Annotated in this window: 21 protein-coding genes and 1 pseudogene; 9 read left to right on the forward strand and 13 right to left on the reverse strand. The window is 71.6% G+C overall.

Annotated elements, in window-relative coordinates; all coding sequences use genetic code 11:
• Window positions 1–10: 10 nt before the first annotated feature.
• The 3 genes from thpR to IE134_RS30290 are packed head-to-tail and all read right to left on the reverse strand — an operon-like array spanning window position 11 to window position 2,554.
• Complete coding sequence (gene thpR / locus IE134_RS30280) at window positions 11–658, reverse strand: RNA 2',3'-cyclic phosphodiesterase (RefSeq protein WP_098020126.1); 648 nt, start codon at window positions 656–658, stop codon at window positions 11–13.
• Window positions 655–960 (reverse strand): VOC family protein, encoded by a 306-nt coding sequence (locus IE134_RS34490; RefSeq protein WP_158634753.1) that lies wholly within the window; start codon window positions 958–960, stop codon window positions 655–657. Before IE134_RS34490 ends, thpR begins: the two co-directional genes overlap by 4 nt.
• A complete protein-coding gene (locus tag IE134_RS30290) occupies window positions 905–2,554 on the reverse strand; it encodes an MFS transporter (protein WP_373296772.1) in 1,650 nt (549 codons plus the stop codon). Before IE134_RS30290 ends, IE134_RS34490 begins: the two co-directional genes overlap by 56 nt.
• A 90-nt stretch (window positions 2,555–2,644) precedes the next feature.
• Here IE134_RS30290 and IE134_RS30295 point away from each other — a divergent pair, with 90 nt between their 5' ends.
• Window positions 2,645–3,262, forward strand: coding sequence for a helix-turn-helix domain-containing protein (locus tag IE134_RS30295; protein ID WP_032769294.1), 618 nt, complete (start codon window positions 2,645–2,647; stop codon window positions 3,260–3,262).
• A gap of 49 nt (window positions 3,263–3,311) precedes the next feature.
• Here IE134_RS30295 and IE134_RS30300 read toward each other — a convergent pair whose 3' ends face one another.
• Entirely contained in the window at window positions 3,312–4,451 is a 1,140-nt protein-coding gene (locus tag IE134_RS30300) for a PQQ-dependent sugar dehydrogenase (protein ID WP_098020124.1), read from the reverse strand.
• 402 nt (window positions 4,452–4,853) lie between these two features.
• Between IE134_RS30300 and IE134_RS30305 the strand changes: the two are divergent.
• Window positions 4,854–6,242, forward strand: a pseudogene (locus IE134_RS30305) (glycoside hydrolase family 6 protein); the annotation flags it as partial.
• Window positions 6,243–6,323: 81 nt separating this feature from the next.
• Here IE134_RS30305 and IE134_RS30310 read toward each other — a convergent pair.
• Window positions 6,324–8,252 (reverse strand): HtaA domain-containing protein, encoded by a 1,929-nt coding sequence (locus tag IE134_RS30310; RefSeq protein ID WP_189432287.1) that lies wholly within the window; start codon window positions 8,250–8,252, stop codon window positions 6,324–6,326.
• A 277-nt stretch (window positions 8,253–8,529) separates the two neighbouring features.
• Between IE134_RS30310 and IE134_RS30315 the strand changes: the two genes are divergently transcribed.
• Window positions 8,530–8,970 (forward strand): ATP-binding protein, encoded by a 441-nt coding sequence (locus IE134_RS30315; protein WP_179887257.1) that lies wholly within the window; start codon window positions 8,530–8,532, stop codon window positions 8,968–8,970.
• A 7-nt stretch (window positions 8,971–8,977) separates the two neighbouring features.
• Here the strand turns inward: IE134_RS30315 and IE134_RS30320 are convergent, their stop codons facing one another.
• The 3 genes from IE134_RS30320 to IE134_RS30330 all read right to left on the reverse strand — a co-directional run bounded on the left by IE134_RS30320 (window position 8,978) and on the right by IE134_RS30330 (window position 11,914).
• Window positions 8,978–10,120 carry an RNA polymerase sigma factor gene (locus tag IE134_RS30320; protein ID WP_189432339.1) on the reverse strand — a complete coding sequence of 381 codons (1,143 nt, stop codon included), beginning with the start codon at window positions 10,118–10,120 and terminating at the stop codon, window positions 8,978–8,980.
• 11 nt (window positions 10,121–10,131) lie between these two features.
• Window positions 10,132–10,539, reverse strand: coding sequence for a YciI family protein (locus tag IE134_RS30325; protein ID WP_030719795.1), 408 nt, complete (start codon window positions 10,537–10,539; stop codon window positions 10,132–10,134).
• Between the two features lie 166 nt (window positions 10,540–10,705).
• Window positions 10,706–11,914 (reverse strand): saccharopine dehydrogenase family protein, encoded by a 1,209-nt coding sequence (locus tag IE134_RS30330; RefSeq protein ID WP_189432289.1) that lies wholly within the window; start codon window positions 11,912–11,914, stop codon window positions 10,706–10,708.
• Window positions 11,915–12,057: 143 nt separating this feature from the next.
• Between IE134_RS30330 and IE134_RS30335 the strand changes: the two genes are divergently transcribed.
• Together IE134_RS30335 and IE134_RS30340 are read left to right on the forward strand one after the other, a co-directional pair.
• Entirely contained in the window at window positions 12,058–12,786 is a 729-nt protein-coding gene (locus tag IE134_RS30335) for a TetR/AcrR family transcriptional regulator (RefSeq protein WP_189432291.1), read from the forward strand.
• Window positions 12,787–12,883: 97 nt separating this feature from the next.
• Window positions 12,884–13,681, forward strand: coding sequence for an alpha/beta fold hydrolase (locus IE134_RS30340; RefSeq protein ID WP_030719808.1), 798 nt, complete (start codon window positions 12,884–12,886; stop codon window positions 13,679–13,681).
• 28 nt (window positions 13,682–13,709) lie between these two features.
• On the opposite strand, the gene IE134_RS30345 is transcribed toward IE134_RS30340, so the two are convergent.
• Complete coding sequence (locus IE134_RS30345; protein WP_189432293.1) at window positions 13,710–14,801, reverse strand: DNA glycosylase AlkZ-like family protein; 1,092 nt, start codon at window positions 14,799–14,801, stop codon at window positions 13,710–13,712.
• A gap of 144 nt (window positions 14,802–14,945) precedes the next feature.
• Between IE134_RS30345 and IE134_RS30350 the strand changes: the two genes are divergently transcribed.
• On the forward strand, window positions 14,946–15,545 hold the full coding sequence (locus tag IE134_RS30350) for a DUF998 domain-containing protein (RefSeq protein ID WP_030719820.1): 600 nt from the start codon (window positions 14,946–14,948) through the stop codon (window positions 15,543–15,545).
• Between the two features lie 24 nt (window positions 15,546–15,569).
• On the opposite strand, the gene IE134_RS30355 is transcribed toward IE134_RS30350, so the two are convergent.
• Together IE134_RS30355 and IE134_RS30360 are read right to left on the reverse strand one after the other, a co-directional pair.
• The gene (locus IE134_RS30355; protein WP_189432295.1) at window positions 15,570–16,118 is read right to left on the reverse strand and encodes an HAD domain-containing protein; all 549 of its coding nucleotides are present in this window, start codon (window positions 16,116–16,118) and stop codon (window positions 15,570–15,572) included.
• Between the two features lie 81 nt (window positions 16,119–16,199).
• On the reverse strand, window positions 16,200–19,202 hold the full coding sequence (locus IE134_RS30360) for a 3-keto-alpha-glucoside-1,2-lyase-like domain-containing protein (protein WP_189432296.1): 3,003 nt from the start codon (window positions 19,200–19,202) through the stop codon (window positions 16,200–16,202).
• 311 nt (window positions 19,203–19,513) lie between these two features.
• Between IE134_RS30360 and IE134_RS30365 the strand changes: the two genes are divergently transcribed.
• Complete coding sequence (locus IE134_RS30365; RefSeq protein WP_030719827.1) at window positions 19,514–20,116, forward strand: TIGR04222 domain-containing membrane protein; 603 nt, start codon at window positions 19,514–19,516, stop codon at window positions 20,114–20,116.
• A 292-nt stretch (window positions 20,117–20,408) separates the two neighbouring features.
• On the opposite strand, the gene IE134_RS30370 is transcribed toward IE134_RS30365, so the two are convergent.
• Window positions 20,409–22,439 (reverse strand): AfsR/SARP family transcriptional regulator, encoded by a 2,031-nt coding sequence (locus IE134_RS30370; RefSeq protein WP_189432298.1) that lies wholly within the window; start codon window positions 22,437–22,439, stop codon window positions 20,409–20,411.
• Window positions 22,440–22,604: 165 nt separating this feature from the next.
• Here IE134_RS30370 and IE134_RS30375 point away from each other — a divergent pair, with 165 nt between their 5' ends.
• Window positions 22,605–23,486 carry an alpha/beta hydrolase gene (locus IE134_RS30375; RefSeq protein WP_189432300.1) on the forward strand — a complete coding sequence of 294 codons (882 nt, stop codon included), beginning with the start codon at window positions 22,605–22,607 and terminating at the stop codon, window positions 23,484–23,486.
• A gap of 88 nt (window positions 23,487–23,574) precedes the next feature.
• On the opposite strand, the gene IE134_RS30380 is transcribed toward IE134_RS30375, so the two are convergent.
• The gene (locus tag IE134_RS30380) at window positions 23,575–24,198 is read right to left on the reverse strand and encodes a TetR/AcrR family transcriptional regulator (protein WP_030719833.1); all 624 of its coding nucleotides are present in this window, start codon (window positions 24,196–24,198) and stop codon (window positions 23,575–23,577) included.
• A gap of 107 nt (window positions 24,199–24,305) precedes the next feature.
• Between IE134_RS30380 and IE134_RS30385 the strand changes: the two genes are divergently transcribed.
• Window positions 24,306–25,088 (forward strand): SDR family NAD(P)-dependent oxidoreductase, encoded by a 783-nt coding sequence (locus IE134_RS30385; RefSeq protein ID WP_189432302.1) that lies wholly within the window; start codon window positions 24,306–24,308, stop codon window positions 25,086–25,088.
• Window positions 25,089–25,214: the final 126 nt, after the last annotated feature.

Consider the following 25,214-nt stretch of genomic DNA (forward strand, 5'->3'; position numbering starts at 1 on the left):
GGGGCCGGGCTCAGCCGCCGGAGACCTCGGGAGCACCGGCGGCCCCGTGGGGGAAGTCCCAGGCCTCGATGTCGCGGTAGTGGATCGGCCCGGGGCCGCGGCCGATGTTGCTGCCGACCAGATGCAGGCGCCCGGCCTCCCAGCCCCGTCCGGCGAACGCGGCGAGTGAGGCCGCGGCCTCCACCGTGTCCGCCTGATCGCCCCGGCGGGACCGGGCCAGCGTCAGATGCGGCCGGAGCGGCCGCTCGGGGAAGGAGACGCCGCACTCCCTGACGAGGGTGCGTACGTCGACGGCGAGGCGGTGCAGCTCGTCGAGGTCCCCCGTGACCCCGGTCCACAACACCCGCTCGTCGAAGTGTCCGCCGCCGTACAGCGCCAGCCGCAAGGGCCGTTGCCGGGCCGCGAGCCCGGCCAGCGGAGGCATCAGGGGCGGAACGGCGGTGACGGGAAGCTCCCCGAGGAACGCCAGGGTGATGTGCCAGTCCTCGATGCGGTTCCACCGCATGCGCGGGTAGGCCGCATAGGCCGGACGCAACACCTGCTCCAGCTCTTCCTTCGCGTCGTCGGGCGGGGCGAGCGCCAGGAACACGCGGGTCGTCAGGACCGGGACGGGTTCGCCCGCAGGGTGTCCGGTCACGGCTTCGAGCGGTTCGTTCACCTGCCGTACCGTACGTGCCGGCCACCTTCCCACCGCGACGCGGGGCCCACGACGGGCTCCGGCGCGTGCCGTGCGCGCCGGAGCCCGTCGTCGTACCCCTCCAGGCTGCGCCCGCCGAGCGCCTCGACCCGCCGCTGTTCGGCGGCCGGGTCGGGGGCCGAGACATCGAAGTGCATCCGGTTCTTGGACCACCTCGGCGCATCGGTCCGCTGGAAGCCCAGGCCCGGAGCCCCTGCCGTACGAAATTCAGGCGTCCGCCCGTGACCGTGCCGGCGCGGGTGAAGGTCCGGCGGACCGGTCACCGCTCTCCGTAGGCCGCGCGGAAGGCCGCGGCCCCCGGACCAGGACGTAGAGGAACAGAGCGGCCATCACGGCGACCCCCGCCCACATGGCGTTCTGCCAGCCGTCGACGAACGACTCCCGTCCGGCGCGGATCAGCTCCTGGGCGTAGGGGCCCGCGCCGTTCGCCGCCTCGACGGCGTTGGCGACCCCTCCGCGCGCCATCTCCGCCGGGCCGTCGGGGACCCCGGCGAGCCGGTCGTCGATGGCGCCGCGATAGCCGGCGGACAGCAGCGCGCCGAGGAGGGCGACACCGAGCGCGGTGCCGAACTCCCGGGTCACGTCGTTCAGCGCGGACGCGACCCCCTGCCGCTCACGCGGCAGCGCAGCGGTGATGGCTTCGGTGGAGGGCGTCATCGCCAGGCCCATACCGAGCCCCATCGCCAGCATGCCGGGAAGGACGGACAGATAGCCGCCGTCGACCGAGACGATCCCGGCCATCAGCGCGAGCCCCGCGCCCGCCAGCAGGATCCCCGTGGCCATGGTCGCGCGGGCGCCGATGCGCCCGGCGAGCTGCGGCGCGAGACCCGAGGCCAGCATCATCAGAACGGCCATGGGCATGAGAGCCAGCGTGGACAGCAGCCCCGACCAGCCGAGCACTGCCTGGAGGAACGGGAAGAGCACCACGAAGATGCCCGCCTGCACCCCGAAGACCACCAGCAGGGTGACCGAACCCCCGGCCAGTGCGCGCTCACCGAACAGCCGGACGTCCAGGAGCGCTCCCTCCCCGCGGCGCAGCTCCCAGGCCACGAAACCGACGGCGGCGACCACCCCGACGACAAGGGAGAGCAGCGTCACCGGAGCGGTCCAGCCGCGCTCCGGCCCTTCCTGCAGCACGAAGATGAGCCCGACCACCGCCACGACGGAGGTCAGCGCGCCACCGACGTCGAACCCGTGCCCGGACCTCTCGCGGGAATCGGGAACGGACCGCAGCGTCATCACCAGAGCGACGGCGCCCAGGACCAGCGGCAACACGAACAGCCACCGCCAGCTCGCCACGTCGACCAGCGCCGCGGAGAGGAACATGCCCAGAACCCCGCCGCCTCCCGCGACCCCGGTCCACACCCCGATCGCCCGGCCCCGCTCCTCCTCGGGGAACGTCGAGGTGATCACGGCGAGGGTGATCGGCATGATCATGGCCGCGCCCACCCCGCTGAACAGCCGGGCGACGAGCATGACCTCGGCCGACGGTGCGAGACCCGCCACCGCACCGGCCAGGCCGAAGACGACGAGACCGGCCACCAGCACGGGCTTGCGGCCCAGCCGGTCGCCGACCGCACCGAGCGGCAACAGCAGGGCGGCCAGGCCGAGGGTGTAGATGTTGATGATCCACAGGATCGTGCTCTGCGAGGCGCCGAAGGCGACGGCGAGGTCGGGCTGGGCGACATTGAGCCCCGAGACCGAGGCGATCACGGCCATCAGCGCGATGCACACGGTGATCAGGATCGTCCGCCGCTGACGCGCGTCGGGCACGCCCTTGCCGGGCACGCCCTCGCCGGGCTCGCCCGGGACGTCGTCCGGATCGACGCCCACCGGACCGGGCTGGTTCGTACTCATGGATTCCTCTTCCGCGCGAGCCCACATCTGCCGGGGCCGACCACGGACGACGCTAAGCACAGCTTGCATGAATGGCATACGCTCATGCCTATGACGCAAGAAGATGGTGAGCTGGACAGCCTGGTACGCAAACGGATCCGTGCCCTGCGCGTGGCCCAGGGCTGGTCCCTGGAGGAACTGGCCGCTCGGGCGAAGGTCAGCCAGTCCACGCTCAGCCGCATCGAGAACGGCCGGCGCCGACTGGCTCTGGACCAGCTCGTCACGCTCGCCCGCGCTCTGGACACCTCGCTCGACCAGCTGGTCGAGACCGCGTCCGACGACATCGTCTCCAACCCGATGATCGACGGAGCCCACGGTCAGATGCGGTGGCCCATCAAGGCGGAGCCCGGCATGACGGTCATCCGCCAGCGCATGACCGAGCCGCCGCCCGACAACCCCTCGCGTCTGCGCGCGCATCCGGGCCGGGAATGGCTCGTCGTCCTGTCCGGCACCGCGATCCTGCTCCTGGGCAACCGGCGCCTGCGGATCGAGACGAACCAGGCGGCGGAGTTCCCCACGATGCTCCCGCATGCGATCGGCGCCGAGGGCGGTCCGTGCGAGCTGCTGGGCATCTTCGACCGGGACGCCCGCCGCGGCCACCAGCGCGGAGAAGCCACGGAGAGGCGCGGAGAAGGCTCGGACGAGAAGGGGCCCCGCCGATCACCATGATCGGCGGGGCCCCGGCCCACGCGGTCACTGTCCCGCGCGGGTCAGCCGTTCACGCGGGATCGACGCGGGAGACGACGCCGTTGCTGCCGAGCACGTACAGCTCGCCGTCACCGCCCTCCACGAACGAGATGACCTCGCCGCCGCTGACGCCGAGGTCGCTCACACCGGTCACCTCGCCGTTCTCGATCTGGAGCGTGCGCAGCGTGCCGTCGCAGTAGTCGCTGAACACATAGCTCCCTTCGAGGTCCGGGAGCGCGTCGCCGCGGTAGACGAATCCGCCGGTCACCGAGCAGCCGAGGCCCGTACGGTCGTACTCGTACACCGGCGGGACATGGTTCGCGGGCTCCGTGCCGCCCCGGAAGGGATGCGTACCCTCCATGGAGGCCCAGCCGTAGTTCTCGCCGCCCTCGCTGTCCGCCGGGGCCCAGTCGATCTCCTCCCAGTCGCTCTGGCCGACATCGCCGATCAGCAGGTCGCCGGTGCCCGCGTCGAAGGAGAACCGCCAGGGATTGCGCAGCCCGTACGCCCAGATCTCGTCCTTCGCGTTCGCGTCGCCCACGAACGGGTTGTCCGCCGGGATCGCGTACGGCTCGCCGCCGCTCGGGTCGATCCGCAGCAGCTTGCCGAGCAGGGTGTCGAGCTTCTGCCCGTTGCCGTGCGGGTCGCCGCCCGAACCGCCGTCACCGAAGGCGATGTACAGATAGCCGTCGGGGCCGAACTTGATGTCCCCGCCGTTGTGGTTCGCGTACGGCTGCGTCTGGGTGAGGACCGTGCGCCGTGTCTCCGGCTGGAGTTGGCCGCCCTCCACCGCGAACTCGTCGATCGTGCTCGTACCTTCGAGATCGGTGTACGAGATGTAGAAGTGCGCGAACGTCTTGTCGAACGCGACGCCCAGCAGGCCCCGTTCGCCGTCGGTGGTGGTCTCGTCGGAGATGTCGAGGACGGGCTCGCCGAGCCCTGAATCGTCCAAAACCCTCACGGTGCCCGCTCGTTCGGCGATCCACAGTGTGTCACCGGGTCCGGCCGCCCCGGCCGACGGGCCCTGGGCCCTGGCCACTTCGGTCAGGGAGGCGCTCACCTGCTGAACGGGGGCGTCGGCGGGCTCGTCCGCCGACGCCGTGGCCAACGCCAGGGACGTGACGAGGAAGAGCGTTCCGATGATCGCCGAGCTTCTGGTGCGAAATTTCACCGTGGCCTCCTGGAGGCGGCGAATGGGGGGAGTCACCCGGCTGCTCGTACGGAGTTGAGTGGGGGCACGCGCCGGCAGGCAACCTGGGTGGGGGGATGGTGTGTCACCGGCTACGGGCGAGGATAGAGGGACCAGCGCGGCTTGGACTAGACCATCGTCACGGCATCTTCGGCCGTGAACTGCCGGCTCTCCTACCGATGGGAGCGCTCCAATCACGCCAACTGTCGTACTGCACAAGGTAATCGAGCCGCACGGCTTGACAGTCAGTGGATGCCACGCCACTTTGGGAGCGCTCCCACGCAGCGTTTCCCCCACCCGAACCCCTCACCTCCTGAGCGTCACGGACCCCCGAACCGTCCGTCGGCACCCGCGACGGACGTACGAGAGGAGCACGGAGCCGCAATGAGAAGCAAAGGCACCACCACCCCGCACGCACCCCGTCACACCACCATCCCGCAGGCCTCCCGCCGAAGGACCGCCGCAGCGCTGTCCGCCCTGATCATGGGCGCATCGCTCGCCGTCGCCGTCCCCGGACAGGCGTCGGCCGCGGCCCGCGTCGACAACCCCTATGCCGGCGCCACCGCGTACGTGAACCCCGACTGGTCCGCCAAGGCCGCCGCGGAACCCGGCGGGTCCGCCATCGCCGACGAGCCGTCGTTCGTCTGGATGGACCGCATCGCCGCGATCGACGGCACACCCGGCGCACGAGGCTTACGAGCGCACCTCGACACGGCCGTGAGCCAGGGAGCCGACCTCTTCCAGGTCGTCATCTACAACCTGCCCGGCCGGGACTGCGCCGCGCTCGCCTCCAACGGCGAACTCGGCCCCACCGAACTCGACCGCTACAAGAGCGACTACATCGACCCCATCGCCGACATCCTCGACGACCCCGCCTACGCCTCCCTGCGCGTCGTCACGCTCATCGAACCGGACTCGCTGCCCAACCTCGTCACCAACGCCGGCGGCACGGCCGGTTCGACGCCCGAGTGCGCCACGATGAAGGCCAACGGCAACTACGAGAAGGGCGTCGGGTACGCCCTGCACACGCTCGGAGCCATCCCCAACGTCTACAACTACGTCGACGCGGCCCACCACGGCTGGCTCGGCTGGGACTCCAACTTCGTCCCCGCCGCCCAGCAGTTCAAGAAGGCCGCGACGATGGAGGGCGCCACCGCGGCCGATGTGCACGGCTTCATCGTGAACACCGCCAACTACTCGGCGCTCGAAGAACCGCACTTCGCGGTGACCGACTCCGTGAACGGCACCACGGTGCGCCAGTCGCGCTGGATCGACTGGAACTACTACGTCGACGAGCTCTCGTTCGCCCAGGCCCTGCGCACCGAACTGGTCCGCCAGGGCTTCGCCTCCGACCTCGGCATGCTCATCGACACCGCCCGCAACGGTTGGGGCGGCTCCGCCCGGCCCACCGGCCCCGGGCCGCGGACCAGCGCCGACGCCTACGTCGACGGCGGCCGGGCCGACCGCCGCATCCACGCAGGCAACTGGTGCAACCAGAGCGGCGCGGGCATCGGCGAGCGACCCACGGCCGCACCCGAGCCGGGGATCGACGCGTACGTCTGGGCCAAGCCCCCGGGTGAGTCCGACGGCAGCAGCGAACCCATCGACAACGACGAGGGCAAGGGCTTCGACCGGATGTGCGACCCGACGTACACCGGCAACGGTCGCAACGGGTACAACCTGACCGGCGCCCTGCCCGACTCCCCGGTCGCCGGGCACTGGTTCTCCGGACAGTTCCAGGAACTGCTCCGCAACGCCCACCCGCCGCTCGACTGAGGCAGCGGCACCGCCGGGTGACAGACGCGGGCCGTGGCCGACGGGAAGCGTTCCCGCCGGCCACGGCCCGCGCGCGGTTCAGCGCACGTCGACGCGGTCACCGGAACTGGTCGTGCCCAGACGGGACGAGGTGGCCGTGAACTGCGCCTTCCACGTGCCGTCCTTCTTCGCGGTGAACCCCTTCGAGAAGACGCCCTTGCTGTTGGTCTTCACGGTCGCCAGCTTGCTCCACTTGCTGGAACCGTCGGCCTTGAACAGGATGCTGACCGACTGGCCGGAGGTGTTCTTCCAGGCGCCGTCCAGGCTGCGGAGGGTGCCCTTGACCGTGATGGTGCGGCCCTTGCGGACCGGCTCCGGCGAGGCGTTGAAGCCGGACACCGCCGTGCGCAGCTTGACGTCCACGTTGTCCGAGGAGCTCACGGCCGCGGCCCGGTCGGCGGTTCCCGCGTAACGGGCCCGCCAGGTGCCGTCCTTGACGGCGGTGACCGACGCCGTGGCCACACCGTTCTTGTCCGTGGTGACCGACGTGGCCCGGCTCCAGGTCTTGGCGCCCTTCGCCCGGAACTCGACGACCACGGACGTCTTGGCCAGCGGACGCCAGACGTCGTCCGTGGCGCCGACGGTCTGGAGCGTACCGACGACCTTCAGCTTGCTGCCCTTGCCGACCGGCTCGGGGGAGGCGTTGAAGGAGACGATCCGGGCGGGCACGGCGGACACCGTGAGCATCGCGGCCGACGTGGCGGTCTCACCGGACGCGTTGACGAAGACGGCGCGGTAGCGGTGGGCGTTGAGCGCGGCGCTCGCCTTCACCGACAGGGTGGTGGCGGTGGCCCCGGGCACGGTGTTCCAGGTCGCGCCCTTGTCGGAGCTGCGCTCCCAGCGGACCGAGTCCCATCCGTCCGCGGCGGCGGTGAAGCCGGCGGTGGCGCCCGAGCGCACCTTACGGGAGACGGGCTGCTGGGTGACGGTGGCGGCCGGGACCTCGACGCCGAACGTCAGCGGCTGGGCCACGTCCTGGGCGCGGGACGGCATCCAGGTGGGGTCGGCGCTGTCGTGCGAGTTGAAGCTCGTGACGAAGCAGGCGGTGGTCCGGCAGTCGACGGCGGGGGCTCCGGAGGGGGTGAACGTCTCGGTGAGCTTCGCCGTGACGCTGAAAGTGCCGTCCGCGCCGACCTGACGGACGTACACCGCGTTGCCGAAGACGCTGGGGTACGTGGTGTCGGGCATGGCGATGGACTGCGCCAGGTACACCCCGCGCCCGGGCTGGTAGCCCTTGCCGCTGACGGTGACCTGGGTCTCCGCGCCCAGTCCGGTGACCTGGCTGACCGTCAGCGTGGGGACGCTGACGCCGCCGCTGATCGCGAGCGGGTCCAGCGCCGTGCCGGCCGGATACATGGGACGGCCCTGGAAGGAGAAGATCGCCGCGCCCTCGCCCGTGAGCGAGGCCGTGATGCCCGACCAGTCGAGGGTGCCGCCGTCGAGGGCGCCGGCGGCCGCCGTGAGCGTGGCGAACGGCACGCCGGCTGTGGTGACCGGGTCCTCACCGGCGACGAGATCGGTCGTCACGTCCATGTGGAGCGTGCCCTGACCGTTCTTGAGGACGACACGCGGGTTGGCGAGGGTGATCGCGGTGATCCCGTGGCTGGGTATCGCGTACGTCACCGAGCCGCCGAAGCGCACGTCGGCCGAGCTCTTCGCCGGGTCGACCGAGCCGTGCTTGACGGGGTAGTCGACCTTCCCGGCGGCGTCCGCGGTCGCGCCGCCGCCCGCGGTCACCGAGCCGCTGAACATCGCGACGTAACGGACCCAGGACTCCTTGAAGCCCCAGGAGGACCGCCCGCTCACCAGGATCGGGGCGGCCGCCGACGTCGTACCGGGGGCCTCGGCCCGCGCGGCGGCGTGGACGCCCGGGGCGGCGGAGGCGGGAACGGCGAGGGCGCCGGCACCCACGGAGATGACGGTCAGGGCGGCGAGAGCGGCCAGGCGGCCGCGGCGAGGCATGGACATGCGCTGCATGTCTCCTTCGGGGGAGGGGTACGGCGCGTCGGAACGGAGCCGTGCCCGGGGGCGAACGAAAGAAGGGGGGATACCGGCTTCTTGGCGTGTGGGGACCCGAAGACGACAGTCGAATATTAGGTGAGGCTTACCTAAATGTCACCACGAGGGTGACTGCCCCCCAGTACCGGCCGGGCAGACGTCATATCCGCGTGGGCGGGTAGGAGACCGGACGGAGGGCGGCGAATGACGACCTCACTTCCCTGACCGACGAAGGAGAGGCAAGGTCATGGCCGATTCCGAGATGAGGGCGGTGGGCTGGGCGCAGTCCTTCCCCATGTCCCAGGGGGTACGGGCGGGACGTCACTGGGCGCGGGGACATCTCGACTCACTGGCGTGGACGCGGAGCGCTCCCGATCTGGTGGACTCGGTGCTCCTGGCCGTGTCCGAGCTCATCACCAACGCACACAAACACGCGCACAGCGATGCCCAGCTCGTCCTGACCTGGGACAGCACCTGCCTGCATGTCAGCGTTCACGACTCCAGCCCGGTGCTCCCCGCCGCGGTCGACCGGGGCCTCGACGCGACCGGCGGCCGGGGCCTCGCCATCGTCGAGGCGCTGTCCGACAGCTGGGAACAGCACCCCCAGCGGGACGGCAAGACCGTGACCGCCTGTTTCGTACCCCCTGGGCACCCTGACCCGGATCACGGTCCCGGCGGCACCGCCTGACGTTCGCTCACCGGAGGTCGGCGTTGAGCCGCGCGGCCTGGCGCGTCAGATGGTCGCGCTCCGCGAGTGTGGGGGCCTTGTGGGCGGCCTCCGCGTACAGCCGCGCTGCCGTCGGCAGGTCGCCGTCACGCTCGTGCAGGTACGCCGCGACCGCCGTGTGGCGGGGCAACGCGTCGCTCAGCGCGGCGAGTTCGGCCAGCCCGGCGCGCGGACCGTCGGCCTCGCCGACGGCTACCGCCCGGTTGAGCCGGACGACCGGGCTGTCGGTGAGGCCCGCCAGCTCGTCGTACCACTCGACGATCTGCACCCAGTCGGTCTCCTCGGCGGTCGGGGCGTCCGCGTGGAGCGCCGCGACGGCGGCCTGGGCCTGGAACTCGCCCAGCCGGTCCCGGGCGAGAGCCGCCTGCAGGATTCCCACGCCCTCGGCGATCATCCCGGTGTCCCACCGCCCCCGGTCCTGCTCGGCGAGCGGCACCAGGCTCCCGTCGGGCGCGGTCCGGGAGGCGCGCCGGGCGTGGTGGAGCAGCATGAGGGCGAGCAGCCCCGCCACCTCCGGGTGGTCGATCGCGGCCGCGAGCTGCCGGGTGAGCCGGATCGCCTCCGCGGCGAGGTCCACATCCCCGGAATAGCCCTCGTTGAAGACCAGATACAGCACGCGCAGCACGGTGGAGACATCGCCGGGCCGGTCGAACCTCACCCCGGAGACGGTGCGCTTCGCCCGGCTGATCCGCTGCGCCATGGTCGCCTCGGGCACCAGATAGGCCCGGGCGATCTGCCGGGTCGTGAGCCCGCCGACGGCGCGCAGCGTGAGCGCGACCGCCGACGAAGGCGTCAGCGACGGGTGGGCGCACAGGAAGTAGAGCTGGAGCGTGTCGTCCACCGTCGGCGCGGGGCCCGGCGCGGGCTCCTCGTCGAGACGGTCCTCGCGCCGCCGCCGGGAGGCATCCGCCCGGGTCGCGTCGAGGAACCGCCGCCAGGCCACGGTGACCAGCCAGCCCTTCGGATCCCGCGGCGCCTCACTCGGCCATACGCGGACCGCCTCGACCAGGGCGTCCTGCACGGCGTCCTCGGCCGCCGCGAAGTCTGCTCCGCGGCGGACGAGGACGGCGAGCACGCCCGGGGTGAGACTCCGCAGAAGGACTTCGTCCATCGGGACGTCACTCACTCCGTGACGGTGGGCGGCGCGGTCAGGAAGGGCCGCACCTCCAGCCACTCGTGGATCGGCTTCCCACCGGCCCCGGGAGCGGCGGACAGCTCCCCGGCCAGCTCGACGGCCCGGTCGTGACCGTCCACGTCGATGATCATCCACCCGGCGATCAGATCCTTGGTCTCGGCGAACGGCCCGTCGGTGACCGGCGGCCGGCCCTCACCGTCGTACCGGACCCAGGACCCCTCGGGGGCGAGTGCCTGACCGTCGACGAACTCCCCGGACTTCTCCAGCCGGTCCGCGAAGTCCTGCATGTACTGCATGTGCGCCGAGATCTCCTCGGGCGTCCACCGGTCCATCGGTACGTCGTTGACCGCCGCCGGGGCGCCGCGGTAGTGCTTGAGCAGCAGGTACTTGGCCATGACGTCTCTCCTCGGTGCCGGGCGGCCCATTCTGGCCGCTCTCACTACGGGGACGGAGCCGGATCCGGGTTCTCGACACCGCCGCCCGAAAACTTTTCGACTTTTTCCGACGGCCCGAGGACGGCTCGAGGACGGTCCGTGGAGGAGACCGCGGACGGGACCGCGTTCACTGCTCGCGCAGACCCCACGGCGACCCGTACTCGACCAGCAGATCGAGGAACGGACGCGGGTCCAGAGCCTCGGCGCCGAGCACCCCCGTGCCGCTCCAGACACCGCCCGCCAACAGCTCCAGGGCGATCACCGGGTTGATCGCCGTCTGCCAGACCACGGCCTGGGAGCCGTACTCGCGCATCGACCACTGATTGTCGACCACGTGGTAGAGGTACACCTCGCGGGGCGCGCCGTCCTTCGTACCCTTCACCCAGGTACCGGCACAGGTCTTGCCCCGCATCAGCTCGCCCAGGGAGGCCGGGTCGGGCAGACAGGCCGCGACCACGTCACGGGGCGACACGGCGCCGCCGGGCACGGTCACCTTGTCCGTGCGGTCGAGGCCCAGCCGGTGAAGCGTCTTGAGGGTCTCGATGAACTCCTCACCCAGCCCGTACTTGAACGTGACGCGCCGCGACTTCACCCAGCGCGGGATCAGCAGGACCTCCTCGTGCTCGACGTTGACGCACTCCACCGGACCGATGCCCTCGGGGAAGTCGAACACCTCCGGCTCGCTGAACGGCGCCGTGGTGAACCAGCCGCGGTCCTCCTCCCAGATCACCGGCGGGTTGAGGCACTCCTCGATGGTGGTCCAGATCGAGAACGACGGGGCGAAGTCATAGCCCTCGACGGTCAGATTCGCACCGTCCCGGACACCGATCTCCTCGATCTCGTCGAACAGTTCCTCCGCCGCGTACCGGGCGAAGACATCGGAGAGCCCCGGTTCGACACCCACCCCGACGAGCGCCAGCCGCCCCGCCTCCTCCCACGCCTCGGCACGCTCGAACTGCCCGTCGCCGAGCTTGACCCCGCACTCCTCGTACGGACGCTCCGGATGCGGGGAGGACAGGGACATGGCCATGTCCAGATAGTCGACCCCGGCGGCCAGCGCCGCGTCGAACAACGGCATCACGAACCGGGGGTCGGTGGCGTTCACGAGGATGTCGCACCGCTGCTCGGCGATCAGGGCGGTGACCGCCGCCCGGTCCGAGGCGTCGACGCGCAGCGCGGAGAACCGTGCCCCGTCCTCGCCGAGCGCGGCCACCGCCGCCTCGGCCCGGGAGAGGTCGTAGTCGGTGACGACCATGTGGTCGAAGAAGGAGCGGCGGGCGGCGATCCTGGTGATCGCCGTGCCCACGCCACCTGCGCCGACGAGGAGTACACGCATGGCGGATGTGCCTTTCGTCGAGGGGCCGGGCCGTACGGGCCGGTGCCCTTGGATTCGTCCATGAAAGAGGCGCACTTGAGTAACGTCAACGCTGTTGGCATAAGGTGAGCAGGTCCCGGCATCGACACGGGGGAGAGGCGCGGATGGCGAAGAAGGTGGTCCCGAAGGAGGAGCGGCGGCGCAGGCGGCCGACACGGCAGGGCGTGGTCGTCACCCAGCAGCTGATCGTCGAGACCGCCCTGCGCATGCTCCACGAACACGGCAGGGACGGACTGACCGTGCGCCGCCTGGGCCTCGCCCTCGGAGCAGACCCGAGCACGCTCTACCGCTACTTCCGCGGCATCGACGACCTGACCCTGGCCATCGCCGACGAACTGATCGGACGCGCGATGCGCGGCTGGCGGGCCACCGGACAGTGGCGCACCGAGCTGCGCGAGATCGGCCTGCGCATCCACACCGCCTACCTGGCCCACCCGGAGGCCGCCGTGCTGACCGCCAGCCGGGTCAGCGGCCGGGCCAACGAGATCGCCGGCGACGAGACGCTCCTCGGCATCCTGCGATCGACCGGGCTGCCCGGCCCGGACGTCGTACGGATCTACCAGGCGTTCGTCGACCAGGCACTCGCCTTCGCCGCACTGGACGCCGCGAGCCTCGCCCTGCCCGAAGCGGCCCGCTCCGCCGACGAACAGGTCTGGCACGCCACCTACGCCGAGCTGCCGGCGGAAACCCACCCGAACATCGCCGCCCTCGCACCGCTGCTGGTCGCGAGGATGAACGAGAGCGCGTACCCCACGGCCCTGGAGATGCTGCTCGACAGCGCGGAGGCGAGCATCCGGCGCGCGCGGCGCGACAGCGACCCGGCCGACGCCTGAGATCCGCACCATGGCGACTCGTGTGGCGGCCCCGGATGCCACCGCGCAGACTGACCGCAGAAGGCGGAACGACGACAGCTCCGGAAAGGCCTGGACGATGGGTGAGTACGCGGACCTGCCCGGTGTCAGGACCTGGTACGAGACCGAGGGCGCCGGCGATCCGCTCGTCCTCCTGCACGGCGGCTTCTGCACCAACGACACGTGGGGCGCCCAGCGCGCCGACCTCGCCGCCGCCTACCGCGTCTTCCTGCCGGAACGGCGCGCCCACGGGCACACGGCCGATGTCGCGGGCCCCCTGACGTACCAGGACATGGCCGACGACACCGTGGCCTTCCTGGAGACGGTCGTCGAAGGACCGGCACACCTGGTGGGCTGGAGCGACGGGGGAGTCGTCGCGCTGCTCGTCGCCCGGGACCGCCCCGACCTCGTCCGCAAGGTCGTCGCGATCGGGGCCAACTTCCGCCCGGGCCCCGAATGTTTCGCCGAGCCGTCGATGCTGGACGAGATGACGCCGTCCGGGCCCGACCTGGCGTTCTTCCGGGAGCTGTACGAGCCCGTCGCACCGGACGGCCCGGACCACTGGCCGGTGGTGGCCGCGAAAGTGCTCGCCATGTGGCGCACCCAGCCGACGCTGACGCCCGAGGACCTGGCCCGCATCGAGGCGCGCACCCTGGTGATGTCCGGGGACGACGACCTGATGACGCTGGAGCACACCACGGCCCTGTACCGCGCGATCCCGGACGCCGAACTGGCCGTCGTGCCCGGGGCGTCCCACCTGGTCCCGCTGGAGAAACCGGCTCTCGTCAACCGGTTGATCCTCGGCCACCTGGCGCAGGAGGCGACGGAGACGATGATGCCCATCCGCCGCGCGAAGCCCGAGTCCACCGCACCCTGAAGGCGATCGCCGCCCACGGACCTGCGGTTCACTCGACTCGCAGGAGGGCTTCCTTCGCCCCGCGGACCTCGGCGACGGTCTGCGCCTCCGTCTCCAGGGCCCGCCGCACCGAGGCGGACAGCGCGTCGAACCCCGTCACCGTCACCTCCACGCGCCGCCCCGCGGACCGGGCACGCCAGGTGCCGACGATCTCCGACCCGGCGAGCACGGCCCCCGGCCCGCCGATGGCCCGCCACAGTTCCTTCTGCCGGTCCTTCTCGGGCAGGAGCAGCGACCGGTCTCGGGCCTGGAGAAACGGGTCGCCCGGCGGCAGCAGCCGTACGGTGCCGCCGTCGGCGCGAGGCGCTCCGCGCAACGCCTCCACCTCGGACTCCGGAAGCCAGGCCGACGCACCGTCCACCGAGACCTCGACGAGCCCCTCCGGCCACACCGGCCGGATCGCGGTCGGCCGTGTCCCGAGGAACGCGGCCACCTCCGCCCGGGTGGCCGGACCGAGGAAACGCAGGTAGGCACGGATCAGGTCCTGCGTCCCCGACGCCGTCTCCGGCACCGGGAACGGCGACGCGAGCGGCGAAAGCACCGTTTTCCCCCGCTCGGTGCCGACCCCCACCGAGCCGAAGAGTCCGGCCTGCTGGAAAAGCAGACCCGAGATGTGCCGCGCCCCGCACGGGGCGCACCAGTACGTCAGCGATTCCAGTACGGCCGCGCTCACCGCCGTACTGACCTCGCCCTTCCCCAGCGGTTCGACCACGGTCCGGCGGAAGGCCTCCGCCGTGACACGGAAGGCCGCCAGCCCCAGCTTCGCCCCCTCCTTGATCACCGAGGTGCTGATCCGGGCGGTGGCGTCGGCGTCGTCGAGCGGCCACAGGGCACCGGCCAGTGTCGCCAGCTCCGTACGCCGGTGCAGATGCGGCGCGCCGCGGAAGGACCAGACGCGTTCCAGCGCACCGGAGGAAGCACCTCGCGCGGCGAGCGCCACCGGGGCCGAGCCGTGCGGGGTGTCCTGGACGCCGAGGACCAGGACACCGGGCGTGGGCGAGGCGCGGTCGAACCCATGGGCCGCCACGCGGTACCGCAGGACCTGCTCGCGGCTCACATCGATCCGGGCGGTGCCGTTCACCTGATGCCTCCTCACCACAGGCCTCCGTACGCTACCGCCGCCGACCGCCCGGCGGCACTCGCCAGGCCGCCGACAGGGAGGCACGGAAGTCTGAACAAGACGGAGAGCAGCGCCGGGCAGGATGCCCCGATTTATGCTGACCGAATGCGATCTGCTCCTCTGTGGGCCTTGGTCTCCTCCGGGTGCGCCCCCGTCCTGCTGGTCTGCTCCTGGATGATTGCGCAGGTGCGCCAGGGACCCCCGTACGATCCCGCGGCGGACACCCTGAGCGTGCTCGCCTCCTACGGCGCCACCAGTTACTGGCTGATGACGGGGATGCTGCTGGTGCTGGGGACGTGTTACGTGGCGACGGCGCACGCGCTCCGGCAGGCGGCGCTCCCCGGCCGGGTGGCCCTGGCCGGCGGCGGACTGTCCGCACTGGCCCTGACCCTGGTCCCCGCCCCGAGCAGCGGCGGGGCGCTGGAGCACGGGGCGGTGGCCACGATGGGCGTGGTGCTGCTGGCGGTGTGGCCGCCCTTGGCCGCCGTCCGGGGCGGGAGCCCGGTGCCGTGGGGGCTGCGCCTGGACGTGTCGCTCGCCGCGAGCGCGCTGATGTTCGCGAGTGCCCTGTGGTTCGTGGCAGAACTGCAGACCGCGCGCGCCCCGGGAGTCGCCGAGCGCGTCGTGACGTTCCTTCAGGCATTGTGGCCGTTCCTCGTGGTCCTCTCCTGCCGGAGGAACGTCGCCCGACAGACTGCCGGCTGAAGGCCGATCAGGCGGCCGGAGGTGCTACGCGCTCGCCCAACGCCGCAGCCAGGCGTCGAGGACCGCGTAGTCGCCGTCCCTGAGCCCCTGCCGCGGCTCCACCCGGTGGAGCAGAGCGGGACCCGGGTGGTGGACGGCGACCCAGGACCGGTCGGTGCCGGTGATCTCGTCGTCGACCCAGACGAAGGGCCGGCCGGCGGCCCGGGCGACGAGGGTGCGGGTCTTCCAGTGCATCCCGATCCGCACGTCCTCTTCCTCCTCCTCGTAGCCGAGAACGCCATCGGCCTCGGAGGCCCCCGGCAGACCGACGACCGGCAACGACGGCAGGCCGATACGAGGAGCGACCCAGGTGTTCGCGTCCTCCATCCATGTGGTCGCCCAGACGAGTTCGCAGGGCAGAGCCGTGAGCCGGGGCCCGTGCTGGGGATTGATCCTGGCCAGGAGCGGATTCTCACGGGCGCCCGGGCCCTCGGGGCCGGTCTCGTAGGTCGGGTACGGCCCTGAGGCGCCGAAGGGGATGAGCGGTCCGTCGACGTCGAGGAACAGCAGCGGACGCTGAGCTGTGGAGGTCACGCGGGCACGATAGCGACGGCCCCCACCGGACCTCTACCTCAGGTCGGAGCCCGGTGGGGGCCGATGGAGCGCGGGGCGGGATCAGGTGAGGGGCTCGACCCACACGTTCCGGTAGCGGATCTTGCTGCCGTGGTCCTGGAGCTTGATCGCCCCGGCTGTCGGTCCCTCGGCCGCACCGCCGCCGGTGGGCCCGTCGACGGCGACGTCGTCGTGGACGGTGACGCCGTTCCACACGACCGTGACCCGGGCGTCCTCCGTCTTCGCCCCCGAGGCGTCGTAACGGGCGGCGCGGAAGGTGATGTCGTACGTCTGCCAGGTCTCCGGTGCCGTGGCCGCGTTCACATCGGGGGCCTTCTTGGTGTAGATCGCCCCGGCCTCGTTGTCCGCGAGCGTGGTGTCACCGTACGAGTCCAGGATCTGCACCTCGTAGCGATCCTGCAGGTAGACCCCGCTGTTGGCGCGATCCTGACCGGTCACGTCCGGCGGAAGGTTCGGCAGCCAGAACTCCACATGCGCACGGAAGTCCTGGAAGCCCTGCTTGGTGCGCAGGTCACCGCCCGCCACCTCCATCGCCCCGCCGCTCACCGGCCACTCGGGCTTACGCCCGTCGGGGTGCTGCCAGGCCGCCTGGTCGGTGCCGCCGAAGAGCTGGACGCGGGCGCCCTTCGGGTGGACGGTGATCATGTCCAGGTTGACATGGCCCGTGTCACCGCTGTCGTAGGAGTAGGTGACCGTGTTGCGGCCCTCGCGCAGCTCCAGCTGTTCGGTCCCCGTCGACCAGGTCTTCCAGTCGGTGGTGGAGAGCAGCTTGGTCTGGCGCACCTTCTCCCCGTTGACGTGGACGCTCACCGTTTTCGTGCCGGGCGCCGGGTTCGGCCCGTTGGAGTAGCGCAGACCCACGTCGTACGTTCCCGCCTTGCCCGCCTCCACGTCGAAGGTGACCGCCGCGCCCTCCTGGCCGAAGTTGTCGACGAAGCCGCCGCCGGAGTAGCCCGCGTGCTCCGTTTCGAAGCCCGCGCCTCCGCTGAGGGTGGCTTCCTCCGCCTCGTACTGGGTGGCGGGGGGCTGGTCGCCGGGCAGCGAGTTGAGGGTGTACCAGGCCTCCGTGCTCCACAGCTCGGCGCCGTCGGCAGAACTGAAGGGCCGCGGCGAGCGGATGTGCACGACCCGGTTCGCCTTGAGCCCGGGAATGGTCAGCGTGACCTTCTTGCCGTCCTCGGACAGGGTGGCCTCACTGACCCCGAGGGCCTCCTCATCGATCTTCGGACCGCCGTACGCGGGCGTCGGGGCGTACGTCCACTGCTCGACCCGGTAGCTCTCGGCGAGCTTCGCCGCGGTCTCCTCGGAGAGCGGCTCGGTGTACTCCAGTTCAAAGCCGCCCGGCTTCGCCCGCATGGCCAGGATGTCGAACGCCTTGTCACCGCTGGGGGAGAGCTTCTGGAGCCCGTAGGTCAGCTTGCCCTCCTGACCCCAGTTGCCGCCCGCACCGAGGCCACCGGCGTAGATCGCGCCGTCCGGCCCCATGCTGATCCGGTTGACACCGGCTTCGAGACCCTGGGTGAAGCGGAACACAGCCCCCTGGTACTCGCCGTCGACCTTCTCCAGGTACGCGCGCTGGATGCCCCCGTACGTGACGTCCCCGAACAGCATCTGCCCCGCGAACCGCCCCTCGGTCAACTGCAGAGGAGTGCTGGGCGAGTTGGCTATCTCGTTCTGCGGCAGCCACAGCACCGGCTTGGTGACCGGCTTGTCGTCGAAGGGGCCCGAGGGGTTGGTGTAGTGGTTGAAGAAGCGGTCCTGCTTGATGTGGAGCAGCTTCGAGGAGGGCAGCCAGCCGCCCTGGTTGTCGAGGACGAACATGTCGCCCTCGGGGCCCCAGCCGATGCCGTTGGGCGTACGCAGACCACCGGCGATGTAGTCGACCTTGCCGGTCTCCTTGTTCACCTTGATGGTCGAACCCCGGTTCGGCGCCGGCTGCGGATCGGTGGTGGCCCCGCCCAGGTCGATCGCCACGGACAGGTTCAGGTAGAAGTACCCGTCCCGGTACAGCAGTCCGAAGGCGAACTCGTGGAAGTTCCCGCCGTACGGCCACGTCGCCACCGTCCGCCGCTCATCGGTCACATCGTCGCCGTCGGCGTCGGTGAGCTCGGTGAGTTCGTGCTTCTGGGAGACGTACAGCTTGCCGTCGACGGCCTTGATGCCCATGGGCTCCTTCAGCCCGTCGGCGACCTTCTTGGCGGTCACCTTCCCCGCGTCGGTCTCGCCCTGGACGTTGTCGAGGAGGTAGACCTCGCCGGTGGTGTTGTCGGTGCCGCCCCAGGTGGTCACGGCGAGCCGGCCGTCGGGCAGCCAGTCCATCGCGGTGACCTGCGGCTCGAAGCCCGCCGGGCGCAGATCGGTGAGCGCGTAGTCCGGGTGCGTCCCGGTCAGGGGCAACCCGTCGCCGGGGGAGTCGAGGGCGCCTTCGCACTCCTTGCGACCCGGTGCCGTCACCCGTACGACGTCGGCGTCGGTGCTGAGAACGGAGTTCGGCACGACGGCGAAGTCCGAGGCGCCGGGCGGCTTCCACTGGAGTGTGACCTGCTGACCGCCGGTGCGGTCGAAGTGGTCGATACGCAGAGCATGGTGACCTGTAGTCAGCTCAACCGATCCGTCCTTGGGATCCGCCCCGTGCAGCCCGTCGTGATCGATAACGGTGGAGTCGTTGATCCGCAGCCGCGAGCCGTCGTCGCTGATCAGCCGGAAGGCGTAGGAGCCGTCCTGGGGGACGGTCAGGTTGGCGGTGACCTGGGAGACGAAGTGGTCGCTGAAGCCGAAGTCGTCCGGCGAACTCCAGTCGATGCCGGGCATCAGCTTGTCGACGTTCGGCGTCTGTCCGGCCTTGATGTCGCACAGCTCGTCGAGGGGGACCTGCACATCGAAGACGCGCAGGGTGACGCCCGGTTCCTGGGGCGGGAGTTCGTCCTGCGGCCTCGGCGCCGGCGCGGCGGTGGCCGGCGAGGCGGCGAAGGCGCCGACGAGAAACGCGGAGACCAGCAGACCGGTGAGGTGTCTGCGGCAACGGTGGAGCGGCCGTGGATGCATTCTTCCTCCTGGCCCCTCGCGGCGAGGGGCGCGTCGCGGCGGTGGGTGGGGCCACCCGGCGCCCGGGGGTGAACGTGCGGCTCGTGCGGTGGGGCAGCGCTGCGTCCGGACAAGGGGGCTCCGGTGGCTGCGCCGAGAACAGTAGGAGGCTTCTACCGGTGGCGTCCATACTTCGTCACCACAGTGTTCAAAGTTCGCAGGAGCTGATGGAAAGTCGCCAAACCCCTTGTGGCACACAAAATCTGTTACATCGTCAGGCGGCATCGGTGACCATGGGACTGGGGCCATGGGGTCCGCCCGAGGGGGAGGCTATGGCGCGGTCATGGAGGAGACGCACGGCAGCGCAGGGCGGTGCGGCGTTGGACCTGTACGGCTACGCGTTCCTCGCGGGCGGTCGGCAGCGTGTGGTCGAGAGCGCCGTCGTCGCGCTGACCGAGCAGGGGGTGCTGAGCCTGAGCGCCGCTCGGCTCCGCGCCACCGGTGACCTCCGGTCGGGGCATCCCGTCGAGGAAGCGGTCATGGCTGCCTGCCCGCGCAGCAGACGCGTTCAGGAAGTGATCGACCGCGTCGGCCGTTCGCAGCCGGTCGACGACATCGCCCGGCGGCTGGCCGGTCTCGGCCTGCTGAGCCGCAGACGGCAGCGGATCACCCGCCGGGGCCGACGACTGCTCGCCGCCGCCGCGGAGGCCGGCATTCCCGCGTACGTACGTGAAGGTCCGGCCACGCTGCCCGCCGGCCCCGTCCAGCGCGGGCTGCTCGCCGCTCATCCGATTCCCGACGGTCTGGGCCGCGCTCTCCGGTCGATGGGACGAGCCCTCGATGACCGCCACGACGCGTCTGCGGGCGATAGCGGGGACGGTGGATCGTCAGGAGGCTTCGGAGGGGGCAGTGGATCGGGAGGGGGCGGGGACTAGGAGGGTGTTCACGACGGACAGACTCTCGACGGCCACGCTGAGATCCGGGCGCCGAAACCACGAGGGGTAACCCACCCCGTCAGGCGAGGCAGGCACAGCACCCGTGTCCGCCCAGGCTGGAGGCTCCGGAGGCGGGACCCCTCCGGAGACCACCTGCCGTCACCGCCAGGTTCGCAAGAACGACGAACGGTAGCCGCATACGCGGCCACGCCGGCGCCGAGGCCGGAGAGGCCCGTGGGATGAGGAAGAGCGAAGCCCATTCACCGGGAACCCGCGGGTCGGCTCGTGTGCATCAGCCGCGCGCATCCCTGGGTCCGACGAGAACCGCGATGGCCGTGTCGGCGGCGGTGAGGTGTTGTCGGACCGGGCCGAAGGAGACCAGGCCGCTGCTCGCGCCGGCGAACTCGGTCTCGGCGGCGGCGAGTTCCTTCCGGGCGCGGCGCAGTACCGGCAGGTGTCCCACGGCCGCCGCGGCTCGGGCCAGTACGCACCACAGGGCTTCCTGGAGCAGATCGTGGGGTGGCCGGGGGACCCGGTCGAGGGCCTGCCGGGCCTGCTCGGAGTCGCCGGCGGCGACCAGCAGCAGCGGGTCGAGCCAGGGCTGGTACGGCCCCGCATCCAGGCCGTCGAAGTCGCCGGGGCGGGGCAGGGCGCCGCCTCGCATGACGGGGACCAGTGCGACAAGGGCGGCGGCTCCCTGGGTGAGGCCGGGCATGCCGCAGCCGGCGGTCTCCGTCAGGACCCGTGCGTAGCGGTGGCGGGCGGCCGGCCATCCGTCCGTCTCGCTGAGGCGCAATGCCCGGTACCAGGCGGTGAAGACGGCGGCCAGCGGCCGTTCGTTGCGGTCCGCGAGCCGGTCGATCTCCTCGGCCTCGGTGTCCGCGTTCGTGAAGTCGCCGAGTCCGGCGAGCGCTTGGAGGCGGATGATGCGGCCGAGCACTTCGTGCCCGGGGAGTTGGTGGTCGACGGCCAGCCGGGTCAGTTCGGTGCCGAGGGTGTCCCTGCGGGCGGCGGAACCGCAGGCGGCGAACGCCTGCATGAAGGCGCCGTTGAGGGCGAACGCCAGGAGTGCGGGGTCGCCGAGGCGCCGGGCGAGGCGGACCGCCTCGCCCGCGGCGCGTTCGGCGCGCAGCCGCCAGGGTTCGGTGGCGGGGGCGCCGGAGGCCCGGGGGAGCGGGGCGTCGGCGGCGGCGTCGCCCCGGGACTCGACCGCCACGACCGACAGCAGCCGGGCGCGCAGGGCGGGCGCGCCTTCGGGGCCGAGCAGGGCGGCGGCCCGGGCGGCGACCCGGGACAGTTCGCCGGCGCCTTCGGGGTCGTCGGCGCGGGTCCAGGCCGCCGGGACGTCGTAGGAACCCATGATCCGGGCGGCCAGTTCCGGATCGCCGGTCCTCTCCGCCGCCGCGACCAGATCGCGGCGGTGCCGGTGCGCCTCCTCCAGCCCGTCGGGGCCGGACACCGCGAGGTCGCGCAGAAGACCGGCGGTGGCGTGCAGCCGTGCCCGGGACCGGGCGGGTACCGATCGGTCCCAGGAGGCCGCCGCCCGGTCCCAGATGCTGTCGGCCGTCCCGGCCGGTTCGGCCGCAGAATCCCCTGCCGCGCTGAGGATGCGTGCCTCGGTCCGCGCCAGCGCGCCCCCGCCCCCGCTCAGGGCGTCACGGGCCTGCGCGAGTGCGCGCAGAGCCTCCCCGCGCCGCCCGGCGCGGTCCAGTGCGGTGGCCAGCAGCACCCAGCCGTCCTCCCGGCCGGGGTGCTCGGCGACATGGGCGTGCAGGTCCGCCACGGCGTCCCGGGCGGCGCCCGTCGCCAGCAGGGCGTCGGCGCGCCGCTCCACCGCGTCCAGGCGCAGCGCGTCCAGGCGCGCCCGCTCGGCGGCAGCCCAGGCGGCAGCGGGGAAATCCGCGAGCACCGGCCCCCGCCAGCAGGCGAGCGCCGTGTCCCAGAGTTCGACCGCGGACCGGGGCGGGGCCTGGCCGGCCCGGGCGACGGCGTCCTCGAACCGCCAGGCGTCCACGGCCTCGCGGCCCGCCCGCAGCGCGTACCCGGGACCGTCGGTGACCAGCAGACGGGACGGCTCCCGGGGCGGGCGGCCGGGTTCCAGAGCGCGCCGGAGGGCGGCGACGAAGGTGCGGACGGCGCCGACAGCGCCCGCGGGGGCCTCGTCCTCCCACAGGTCGGCCACCAGTCGGCCGACCGGGACCACCCGGCCGCGGGCGATCAGCAGCCGCCCGAGGACTTCCCGGTGCCTGGGCGCGCCCAGCAGCAGTGCCCCGCCGGTGTCCCAGGCCGTGACCGGTCCCAGCAGTCCGAAGTGCACACTCACGGCAGAGTCCTTTCGCGGACCAGGCGCCGCCGCCGGAGAGCGCGGTGTTCGCACTCATCGATCGCTGATCTGCGGACCACAACCTGGGTGACGTCCCCGAACAGCCCGGACCGACGAAGTCAGAGGTCCAGGCCGTCCACTCTCCCACGAACCCCAGGAGCCACTGTGACAACCCCGAGCATCCCCGGATTCACCGGGCACCGCGTGAGCGTCGACAACGGCGTCACCCTGAAGGCCGCTGTCGGCGGCAGCGGCACCCCGGTGGTGCTGCTGCACGGCTTCCCGCAGACCCACCTGATGTGGCGGCACGTCGCCGCCGACCTCGCCGCCGACCACACCGTGATCTGTCCCGACCTGCGCGGATACGGCGCCAGCGACAAGCCCGTGGAATCCGGACCCGACGTCTACTCCAAGCGGACCATGGCCCGTGACGTCGTACGCCTCGCCGCCGCACTCGGCCACGACCGCTTCACCCTGGCCGGGCACGACCGCGGCGCCCTGGTCGCCTTCCGCGCCGCGATGGACCACCCGGACGCCGTCTCGCGCGCTCTCTTCCTGGACGTCCTGCCCACCCTCGACATGTGGGACGCGTTGCGCGGCGTGAACGGCGCGGTCGGTTTCCACCTCTACCTGATGGCCCAGGCCCCCGGCCTGCCCGAGGAGATGATCCAGGGTGCCGCGGACACCTTCTTCAGCTACTTCCTCGACGCCTGGACCAAGGATCCCGACGCCCTCCCCGCCGAGGTCCGCGCCCACTACCTCGCCGCCTCCGCCGCGGCCGTACCCTCCATCGTCGCCGACTACCGCGCCTCGGCCGGTGTGGACGTCGACCACGACGCCACCGACAAGGACGCGGGCAGCAAGCTGGCCATGCCGGTGACCGTCCTTCAGCAGGACTGGGGCGCCGCTCTCGGCTACCACGCCCAGGGCCTCTGGAGCGCCTGGACGCGGGACCTCCGCCACCGGACCGTCTCCTGCGGTCACTTCATGGCCGAGGAGGACCCCCGGCTGATCGCCTCCGAGATCCGCGCCCTCGCCGCCCGCTGAGTGGTCCCGGACGGAGCCCCTCTCCCGCCTCGCCGTTCCCGGGGCAGGGCAGGGCTGGGGAGGGGCGACAGGGCGCGAGGCGCGCGGTTCAGGTGACGGCGTACCTGGCCGCCATCATCAGGACGGCCTCGTCGACGACCGACTCGACGGCCGCGCCGTCCGGAGCCCAGTGGGCCAGGAGCAGGCGGGGCCAGAAGACGTAGTTGGAGATCATGCCGAGGAACTGGGTCGCGGCCAGCTCCGGATCCTCCAGCCGGATCGTGCCCGCTTCCCGCTCCGTCTCCAGGTAGCGGCGCACCGAATCGAAGTAGGGCATCTTGCCGCGGCGGAACTGCGACTCGGCCAGTTCCGGGAAGCGCGGCAGCTCGGCGATGACGATCCGGAAGAGATCGGCCATGTCCGGACGCGTGAGCAGGGCGGCGTAGCGCCGGCCGATCAGGGCGAGCCCGGCCCGTAGGTCGCCCGGGGGCGGGGCGTCCTCATCCCCGTCTCCCGCCTGCCAGGACGCGGTGACGATCGCGTCGAACAGTGCTGCCTTGGTCGGGAACTGCTTGAACAGCGTCGCCTTCGACACTCCCGCCGCTTCAGCGATCTTCGCCAGCGACGTCCGGTCGTACCCGGAATCCAGGAAGAGACGGGTGGCTGCGCGCAGGATCGCGCCCCGCTTCTCCTCGGCGACGCGCTGGTGGTAGGCCGACGGCTCGGTGTTCATGAGCACCACCCTAGACGAGGTGAGCCACTTGACTCACCTCTCGTCGTTCTCGTATCGTCGAAAGCGAGGCGAGTCACTCGACTCGCCACTTTGAAAGGAACCACCTCATGGGACGTTTCGACCACCGCTCCGTACTCGTCACCGGCGGCGCCGGAGGCCAGGGAGCCAGTCACATCCGCGCCTTCCACGCCGAAGGCGCCGACGTCGTGATCGCCGGCATCGACGCAGACCGGGGCCGCGCGCTCGCCGACGAACTCGGCGCCCGCGCACTCTTCGTCCGCCTCGACGTCACCGACGAGAACTCCTGGAGCGCCGCCGTCCAGGCTGCTGAAGAGCGCTTCGGCCCGCTGTCCGTCCTCGTGAACAATGCCGGAGTGCAGAACCCCGCGGCCCCGATCGAGACCACCGACCGCCGGACCTGGGACCGCATCCTCGCCATCAACCTCACCGGAGCCTTCCTCGGCATCAAGGCGGCGGCCCCCTCGCTGCGCCGGAACGGCGGAGGCGTCATCGTCAACATCGCCTCCACCTCGGGTGTGGGCGGCACCGCGATGTACGCCCCCTATGTGGCCAGCAAGTGGGCCGTCCGGGGCCTCACCAAGACGGCCGCCCTGGAACTGGGCCGCGACCACATCCGCGTCAACGCCATCCACCCCGGCGTCATCGCCACCCCGTTCATCACCGAACCCGCCGCAGGCAGCGACACTCCGATCTCCGCCTTCTACTCGGCCGAGCCGTTCGCCATCCCTCGCCTGGGAGAGCCCGCGGACATCACCCGGGCCCTGCTGTTCCTCACCTCCGACGAGGCTTCCTTCGCCACCGGCTCGGAGTTCGTCATCGACGGCGGCCTCCTGCTCGGCCCGGCCCTCAAGCACGAAGCCGCCGCCTGACCACTGGTCCGCTGGGAGGTGCTCGGACGGGCGCTGGAACTGCGGGGATAACGATCAGCCCGGGTGGCGGCATGGCCGGGCGCGGCGGCGATCATGACGAGGCTCGCGCAGACAGTCGAGAGTAAG

It is taken from the genome of Streptomyces rubiginosohelvolus, assembly GCF_014649875.1.
Classification (GTDB): domain Bacteria; phylum Actinomycetota; class Actinomycetes; order Streptomycetales; family Streptomycetaceae; genus Streptomyces; species Streptomyces rubiginosohelvolus.

Excerpts from the sequence above, each read along its gene's own strand:
- IE134_RS30295 (WP_032769294.1), top strand. The coding sequence starts at position 2,645 with ATGACGCAAGAAGATGGTGAGCTGGACAGCCTGGTACGCAAACGGATC.
- IE134_RS30360 (WP_189432296.1), bottom strand. The coding sequence starts at position 19,202 with ATGCATCCACGGCCGCTCCACCGTTGCCGCAGACACCTCACCGGTCTG.
- IE134_RS30290 (WP_373296772.1), bottom strand. The coding sequence starts at position 2,554 with ATGAGTACGAACCAGCCCGGTCCGGTGGGCGTCGATCCGGACGACGTC.
- IE134_RS30385 (WP_189432302.1), top strand. The coding sequence starts at position 24,306 with ATGGGACGTTTCGACCACCGCTCCGTACTCGTCACCGGCGGCGCCGGA.
- IE134_RS30310 (WP_189432287.1), bottom strand. The coding sequence starts at position 8,252 with ATGTCCATGCCTCGCCGCGGCCGCCTGGCCGCTCTCGCCGCCCTGACC.
- IE134_RS30335 (WP_189432291.1), top strand. The coding sequence starts at position 12,058 with ATGGCGAAGAAGGTGGTCCCGAAGGAGGAGCGGCGGCGCAGGCGGCCG.
- IE134_RS30350 (WP_030719820.1), top strand. The coding sequence starts at position 14,946 with ATGCGATCTGCTCCTCTGTGGGCCTTGGTCTCCTCCGGGTGCGCCCCC.
- IE134_RS30340 (WP_030719808.1), top strand. The coding sequence starts at position 12,884 with ATGGGTGAGTACGCGGACCTGCCCGGTGTCAGGACCTGGTACGAGACC.
- IE134_RS30320 (WP_189432339.1), bottom strand. The coding sequence starts at position 10,120 with ATGGACGAAGTCCTTCTGCGGAGTCTCACCCCGGGCGTGCTCGCCGTC.
- IE134_RS30365 (WP_030719827.1), top strand. The coding sequence starts at position 19,514 with ATGGCGCGGTCATGGAGGAGACGCACGGCAGCGCAGGGCGGTGCGGCG.
- IE134_RS30325 (WP_030719795.1), bottom strand. The coding sequence starts at position 10,539 with ATGGCCAAGTACCTGCTGCTCAAGCACTACCGCGGCGCCCCGGCGGCG.
- IE134_RS30330 (WP_189432289.1), bottom strand. The coding sequence starts at position 11,914 with ATGCGTGTACTCCTCGTCGGCGCAGGTGGCGTGGGCACGGCGATCACC.
- IE134_RS30380 (WP_030719833.1), bottom strand. The coding sequence starts at position 24,198 with ATGAACACCGAGCCGTCGGCCTACCACCAGCGCGTCGCCGAGGAGAAG.
- IE134_RS30315 (WP_179887257.1), top strand. The coding sequence starts at position 8,530 with ATGGCCGATTCCGAGATGAGGGCGGTGGGCTGGGCGCAGTCCTTCCCC.